Annotated in this window: 5 protein-coding genes; all 5 read left to right on the top strand. The window is 33.7% G+C overall.

What is annotated here, in order from left to right:
- Positions 1-742: 742 nt before the first annotated feature.
- On the top strand, positions 743-1,828 hold the full coding sequence (gene prfA, locus J6569_RS07990) for a peptide chain release factor 1 (RefSeq protein ID WP_034909811.1): 1,086 nt from the start codon (positions 743-745) through the stop codon (positions 1,826-1,828).
- Positions 1,825-2,661 (top strand): peptide chain release factor N(5)-glutamine methyltransferase, encoded by an 837-nt coding sequence (prmC, locus tag J6569_RS07985; protein ID WP_065560245.1) that lies wholly within the window; start codon positions 1,825-1,827, stop codon positions 2,659-2,661. Before prfA ends, prmC begins: the two co-directional genes overlap by 4 nt.
- 16 nt (positions 2,662-2,677) lie before the next feature.
- Positions 2,678-3,532 carry a 3-deoxy-8-phosphooctulonate synthase gene (kdsA, locus tag J6569_RS07980; RefSeq protein ID WP_065560258.1) on the top strand — a complete coding sequence of 285 codons (855 nt, stop codon included), beginning with the start codon at positions 2,678-2,680 and terminating at the stop codon, positions 3,530-3,532.
- Positions 3,533-4,333: 801 nt separating this feature from the next.
- A complete protein-coding gene (locus J6569_RS07975; protein ID WP_296318201.1) occupies positions 4,334-5,749 on the top strand; it encodes an OprD family outer membrane porin in 1,416 nt (471 codons plus the stop codon).
- Positions 5,750-5,758: 9 nt separating this feature from the next.
- A complete protein-coding gene (locus tag J6569_RS07970; protein WP_296318200.1) occupies positions 5,759-8,437 on the top strand; it encodes a beta-N-acetylhexosaminidase in 2,679 nt (892 codons plus the stop codon).
- The last annotated feature ends 33 nt before the right edge of the window (positions 8,438-8,470 follow it).

Below are 8,470 nucleotides of genomic sequence, written 5' to 3'. Positions count from 1 at the left end.
GATGAAACGGAGTTCATCTATATTTTTCAACTCTTTTTTGAGTTTTTCAAAAGCAAAAAATGAAAAGCATGCGGCAACGATTGCTAATTTACTCCCTTGCTTTATTTCGCCTGATAGATCTTCTTGGAGCGTTTTCGTTATGTTATCTATGATTCCCATTGTTTTATTTTCTCTGCGATATTATCTGTACTAATGCTAACTTCCCTTATTTTAAATTAGCTTCTACAAAAAAGTATTGTCATTGGTGATTAACTATAGCGCAATTTATTGTGATATTTTTATTATTGTAAAAATGTAAATTATTGTCTAGAAATGTTTTTATCTATTTTTTGCTAAAAAGTATGGTTGTTGATAGTGGCTAAAAATTGGAAAAAATTTACTGATATAAATAAAAATCATAAGCGAATATCTCATGGTCAAAAAAAGTTAGTGTTAAGTTTAAATAATAATTAATTATCTTTTAACTCTTTCTAAAAAATACACTCACAAGTAGAAAATTTTTTATGATCAAAATAGAATTTAAATATGAAAAAATGATAGTGCAAAAAATAACCTAATATTAAGTTTCTAATATATTGGTTATTTACATATAATATTTCATTTATTCAATCGATTTGCTATACATTATTTATGTAATTATGCGATACATACCTGATAACTAGCTCAAACTGTATTTTAAAAGTGATTAAGTATATAATGCCCCACAAATTTAATTAATTTATATCATCTAATATATATTTTTATGAAATCTTCAATTATCAACAAATTAGAAATGCTACAAGAGCGTTATGAAGAAGTTCAAGCATTATTGTCTGATGCTTCGGTTATTGCGGATCAAAATCGCTTTCGCACTTTGTCTAAAGAATATTCGCAATTAACAGGGGTGGTTAAGTGCTTTTCTGATTGGAAGCAAACACAAGAGGATATTGAGACAGCTAAAATGATGCTATCTGATCCTGAAATGAGTGAAATGGCACAAGAGGAGTTAAACGAAGCATTAAGTCGAGTTGAAGAACAAGAAAAGCAACTACAAGTTTTACTATTACCTAAAGATCCTAATGATGATTATAATTGTTTTATCGAAGTTAGAGCAGGAACTGGTGGTGATGAAGCGGCTATTTTTGCTGGCGACTTAGCTCGAATGTATACAAGATTTGCCGAATCACGGAATTGGCGTGTTGAGATTATGAGTGCAAATGATGGTGAACATGGTGGCTATAAAGAAGTTATTATGTTAGTTAGTGGGGATGGTGTTTATGGTAATTTAAAATTTGAATCTGGTGGACACCGAGTCCAACGTGTACCGGAAACAGAATCTCAAGGTCGTATTCATACATCTGCTTGTACCGTTGCTGTTTTACCGGAAGTCCCTGAAGCAGAAATGCCTGAAATCAACCCAGCTGATTTAAAAATTGATACCTATCGTTCATCTGGCGCAGGTGGTCAGCATGTTAATACAACAGATTCTGCTATTCGTATTACCCATATTCCTACAGGCATCGTTGTTGAATGTCAAGATGAGCGATCGCAACATAAAAACAGAGCCAAAGCAATGTCAGTTTTAGCTGCAAGAATTCAAGATGCGGAACTACGTAAGCGCCAACAAGAAGAGGCTTCAACACGTCGAAATCTATTAGGTTCAGGCGATCGTTCAGATAGAATCAGAACATATAATTATCCACAAGGTCGAGTAACCGATCATCGAATTAATTTAACGCTTTACCGTTTAGATGAAGTCATGGAAGGAAAATTAGAGATGCTAATCGATCCGATTGTGCAGGAATATCAGGCTGATCAACTAGCAGCTTTATCGGAACAAGATGAATGACATACTTACAATGGCTTAAAAGTGCCTCTCAAACCTTAACAGATAGTGAAAGCCCAAAGCGAGATGCTGAAATTTTACTGAGTTTTGTTACGCAAAAAACGCGGACATTTTTAATGGCGTTCAGTGAAACATTGCTAACTGATGATGAATTGATTGCTTTATCTAAATGTTTAGAACGCAGGAAAAATGGTGAGCCTATCGCTTATATAACTGGCGAAAAAGAGTTTTGGTCTTTAAAGTTTAATGTTTCTAACGTCACTTTAATACCTAGACCGGATACCGAAAAATTAGTTGAATTAGGTTTAGAGTACCTTCCTAAAGTGCCTTGTGAAGTATTGGATCTTGGCACGGGAACAGGCGCGATAGTTATTGCAATGGCAACCGAACGTCAAGACTGTTTATTTACCGCAATTGAAAAAAATAAAGATGCCCTAATCTTAGCTCAAAAAAATGCCGCTCAAATCGGGGTGAATAATGTTTATTTTTTACAAGGTGATTGGTACAAACCAATAAAGAATAGAAAGTTTTCAATGATTGTCAGTAATCCTCCTTATATTGAGCCAACAGACATCCACTTATCCCAAGGCGATGTACGCTACGAACCAAGAAGCGCATTAGTTTCTGAAGATGATGGTTTAGCTGATATTAAACTAATTGTACAAGGTGCAACTAAGCACTTAAACCAATATGGGTGGTTACTAATAGAACATGGTTGGAAACAAGGCGAGGCAGTGCAAACTGTTTTTAAACAACACGGATTTCAATTAGTAGAAACCTTCACCGACTACAGTGGTAATGATAGAGTTACCCTTGGTCGCTGGTTTAAACCTTAACTAGGAAAATTTTATGATGCAGCAAAAAAAAGTAAACATTGGTGACATTACTGTCGCTAATGATCTACCCTTTGTACTATTTGGTGGTATGAATGTGCTTGAATCTCGTGATTTGGCGATGAAAATCTGTGAACATTATGTCACCGTTACCAATAAACTAAATATTCCTTATATTTTTAAAGCGTCTTTTGATAAAGCAAATCGCTCATCAATTCATTCCTATCGTGGACCAGGATTAGAAGAAGGGCTAAAAATATTTCAAGAGCTTAAACAACAATTTGGCGTTAAAATTATTACTGATGTACATACTGAAGCACAATGTCAACCCGTTGCTGATGTGGTTGATGTAATTCAATTACCTGCCTTTTTAGCAAGACAAACTGATTTAGTTGTTGCAATGGCTAAAACAGGCGCAGTAATTAATGTCAAAAAACCACAATTTGTTAGTCCAGGGCAGATGGGCAATATTGTTGAAAAATTTGAAGAGGCTGGTAACAATCAAATCATCCTTTGTGATCGTGGTAGCTGTTTTGGTTATGACAACTTAGTGGTTGATATGCTTGGTTTCAACATTATGAAAAAAGCAAGCAAAGGGTCACCAGTTATTTTTGATGTTACTCATGCTCTTCAATGCCGTGATCCTATGGGAGCAGCATCAGGTGGACGTCGTGGTCAAGTAACAGAACTTGCACGTTCGGGCATGGCTGTTGGTATTGCTGGGTTATTTTTAGAATCCCACCCAGATCCAAGTCATGCAAAATGTGATGGACCGTCAGCATTACCACTAGCAAAATTGGAACCTTTCTTAAAACAGATGAAAGCCATTGATGAACTAGTAAAAAGTTTTGATGAAATTGATACTGAACATTAAGAGTTTAATTATTAGCTACAATTAAAAAAACGTTATTTATTATAAAGTAAACGGTATTTTTAGCATATTAATAAAAAAGAGAAACCAAATGTGATTTCTCTTTTTTATTTGGTTATGTGGTCATTTTACGTTATTAATCTTTAGAAATTACTTACTTTTTAATTTTCAATTTTTCAACCACAGTAATAAATATACATAAAAAATGCCATATCCTAAATCATAGGTAGCGTGTTGATATTATAAATAAAATTGGTGATAGACTAAATATTGACACCAAACGTTCATCTAGAACATATTCATTAACATCTTCTAAAATCGTCATAACACATTAAATAATGTGACTTTAATGATTAATACTAACGTAATTTTGTACGTGGGTTGGTCATTTACAATGGGATATTTATACAAAGGTTTATATTTTAGGTGATATTTTTGTAAAAAATATTCAGGATTCTATACCGTCATAAGTTTAAAAAACTCTAAAAAAAGCCCGTCATATTATTTTTCACAATAAAAAAAGTTGTGACTTTTATCTAAAAAATTGCATAAAAATCGATTTATTTAGTGATTATGATCACGATTTAGAGTGTTTAATTTGCTAGATAAAATATGTTTATGCATTATAAAAATGTATATTTATCTTATATCTGAATTTAAATATACCACCTAAACATGTCACCTAAATATAGTTTAGGAGTTAAATATTTAAAATAAAAATTAATTTTAATTTACCTATAAATCACATTTTTATAGTTTATTGTAAGTTAAACAGCATAAATTTATCATTTTAGGAAAACCAATATGAATACCTATAATGCACAAATAAAACCTCGTCCATTTAATCATTTAACTAAATTGATTTTATCCTTATCTATTTTAAGTAGTGCCGTTCCTGTTTATGCTACCTACGAAAACCATTTTGTCGATGATTCTTCATTAACTGGTAATGTCTTTTTTTGGAATCGAGATCGTGAACGCAAAGATATTGATACACATAAGTATGAAAAAAACCTAAGACACACTTCATTCAATACTAATTTGGATTTTAAATCAGGCTATATTGCCGATAGATTGGCTATTGAACTCGGTGGTTATGGCGCTTGGGAAGTCAGTAATGGCGGTAATGGTCACCCAAATGAAATAGGATTTAGTGGTGCTCATACCCGTTGGGATGAGGATTGGAAAAAAGATGTCAGCGGATTGAGCTTTTATAAAGCACAAGCAAATTTCAAAATTGACGAATTATTTTGGATAAAAGCAGGTTATATTCAGCCATCAGGACAAACATTACTTGCGCCACATTGGAGTTTATTACCGGGTACTTATCGTGGGTTTGAGATAGGTTCAACGCTTGATTTTGATAGCGCTGGAGCATTGTCGATGTCATATATATGGAGTGATAAATATAAAGCACCTTGGTATAAACGGCTTTATGAATTTAAACAGTGGGGAAAAGGTAAAAAAATTGATTATTTACATTCTGCCGGTTTGAAGTATGACTTTAAAAATGACTTAGTATTAGAAAGTGCATTTGGACAAGCACAAAATTATATGAACCAATTTTTTGGTAAAGTATCTTATAAAATGGAAGTGTTTGATAATCCTATGATTATGAGCTACCAATTTTATGGCGCTAAAGATCAATCGCATAAAGGTACAGATGTATATGATGGCTTAGCGTGGTTGCAAGCAGCAACATTAGGCTATCAAGTTGGTGCTATAGGTCTACGATTTGAAGGCGTTTCGGTTAAAGCTGATGGAGAACAGGGATTCTTTTTACAACGTATGACACCTGATTATGCTTCATCAAATGGTCGTTTAGATATATGGTGGAATTCTCGCTCAGACTTCAATGCTAATGGTGAAAAAGCAGTGTTTGCTGAAGTGACTTATGATTTAAATCACTTATCTCATTATTTAGCGGGTTGGAAAACAGGTGCGTCTTATGCCTATGGTTGGGATGCAAAACCTAGCACTAATCGTCAATACAATCAAAAACAGCGTTTGATTGAATCTGCATATAACTTTGATTTAGGTTATACCGTGCAAGAAAGTTGGGCAAAAGATACAACCTTCCAATTGCACTATACCAAATATAATAACCATTCAAATATACCGAGCTGGGGTGGTGGATACGGTAATATCTTCCAAGATGAACGGGACATTAAATTTATTGTTACAATTCCATTCACTGTTTTTAGTGTTAAACAAAAATAGGTAAAAAAGATGAAAAAGATTAAGGCAACGATATTAGCAACTTCAATCCTTTCTTTGTTAAATATATGTGCAATCCAATCAGTACATGCTTCTCAACAAATTGCTGATTTGATTAGTTCTCAACTTAATGTTAAATATGAAGTTGTCGACAATCAAGTAAACGCAAATGGCGTTAACTGTTCAGCTTTAGGTGCTGATTGGGCTTCTTGTAATAACGTCATGATTTCAATTAAAAATACTGGAACAGCCATTAATAATAAAGATTGGGCTATCTATTTTGATAATATCAGAATGATTCTAGCTGTAGACAATGATCAGTTTAAAATCACCCATATTACAGGTGATTTACATAAGCTCGAGCCAACAGAAAAGTTCACTGGTTTTCCTGCTAATACAACGGTGAATATTCCAATTATTGGGGAATATTGGATTGTAAGTGAAAGTGATGTTATGCCACGTTGGTATGTAACTTCAAGTGATGCTAAACCCAAAATTATTGCTAACACTAACACGGATTCTGACAATTTATCAACATTTGTTGCACCAATAAAACAACAATGGAAAAGAACGGCTGATGATCACAATATTTTAATGACGCCTGCTAACCGTTTTGAATATAACGCCGATATTAATAAATTATCTGAATTATCGTTACGAGGGCAAATTCTACCAACACCAAGCAAACTTACAATAGGTAAAGAGGATGCTACGATTGATCAGCAAGGCGTTAATTTAATTCTTGATGGTTTAAATCAAGATAGTTTAGCTATTCTAAAGGCACAATTTAAAGCATTAAACATAGCTGTGACAGAAAAAGGTTATCAAATAAAAGCAACGATTGATCCTAAACAATTCGAACAAGGAAAAGTAGGATCATATCAATTAGATATTAAAAATGATAAGACATTAATCACCGCTTATGATGAAGCAGGGATTTTTTATGCCATTCAATCCATTTTATCTATCATTCCCGTAAATCATTCAAATTCAATACCAATGCTAAATACTATTGATTCGCCACGTTTTGTTTATCGAGGAATTATGCTTGATATTGGGCGTAATTTTAAATCTAAACAAGCCATATTAAGTTTATTAGAGCAAATGGCAAAATATAAAATGAATAAATTTCATTTTCACTTAAGTGACGATGAAGGTTGGCGAATTCAAATTCCTGGATTACCTGAGCTAACCGATATCGGTAGTAAACGCTGTCACGACCTCACGGAGCAAAATTGTTTATTACCACAATTAGGTTCGGGACCTGATAGTAATACAAGTGGATCAGGATTTTTAAGTCGTAATGATTACATTGAAATTGTCAAATATGCAAAAGCACGCTTTATCGAGGTTATTCCTGAAATCGATATGCCTGCACATGCCAGAGCAGCAATAGTATCAATGGAAGCACGTTATAAACGCCTAATGAATGAAGGAAAAGAGCAACAAGCTAATGAGTATCGTTTAGTTGATCCAACCGATACATCCAATACCACAACGGTACAATTTTATAATCGCTTAAGCTATTTGAATCCTTGTCTTGATTCATCTAAACGCTTTGTTAATAAAGTTATCGATGAAATCGCAAAAATGCATATTGAAGCAGGGCAACCGCTTAACACTTGGCATTTTGGTGGTGATGAAGCTAAAAATATCCGTTTAGGTGCAGGTTATCAAGATCTGCAAGCAAAAGAAAAAACTAATATTAAAGGTACTATTGATCAAAGTATTGAAGATCATCCATGGGCTAAATCACAAGCTTGTCAAACTTTTGTGAGAAAAGGCGAAGTGAAAGATATTGAGCATCTACCAAGTTATTTTGCACAACAAGTCAGTACCATTATTAAAGATCATGGCATAAACCATATGCAAGCATGGCAAGATGGTATGAAACATGCTAAAAATGCCAAATCTTTTGCAGTCGATAAAGTTACAGTTAACTTTTGGGACACATTATATTGGGGGGGATTTGATTCAGTTAATGAATGGACAAATAAAGGTTATCAAGTAATTATCTCTAATCCAGACTATGTTTATTTAGATATGCCATATGAAGTGAACCCAAAAGAGAGTGGTTACTATTGGGCAGCACGTTTTAATGATGAACGTAAAATATTTAGCTTTGCACCGAATAATTTACCTCAGAATGCTGAAACTTCGGTTGACCGAGATGGTAATCCATTTACAGCTAAAGGTACTATGAACTGGTCAGGTGCTTATGGGCTATCAGCACAAATTTGGACTGAAGATATCCGTAGTGATAACAAAATGCAATATATGGCTTTTCCTCGTTTACTAGCGGTTGCTGAAAGGGCTTGGCATCAAGCTGATTGGGAAATGGCTTATCAAAAAGATCGCCAATATCAGCAAGGTGAAACACATTATGTAGATAGCAAAGCGTTACATGATGATTGGAATCGCTTTGCTAATTTACTTGGACAAAGAGAGCTAGCTAAACTTGATCTTGCGGGTATAAATTATAGATTACCTATCCCTGGTGCAAAAATTGTAAATGGTAAATTAAACGCCAATATTGTATTTCCGGGATTAAACATTGAATATTCAACGAATAATGGAAAAAATTGGAAACTTTATACTGTTCCAGTGGCAATTAATAAAGATAACACTATCTCTATTCGTAGTATTTCATCAGATCAAAAAAGAACAAGTCGTATAGAAAAGCTAAATTAAGCTTTAAAACACTAATATTCTTATCCGTTTATC

This window comes from Gilliamella sp., assembly GCF_024104075.1.
GTDB lineage: Bacteria > Pseudomonadota > Gammaproteobacteria > Enterobacterales > Orbaceae > Gilliamella > Gilliamella bombi.
This window is presented reverse-complemented; position numbering and strand designations above follow the sequence as displayed.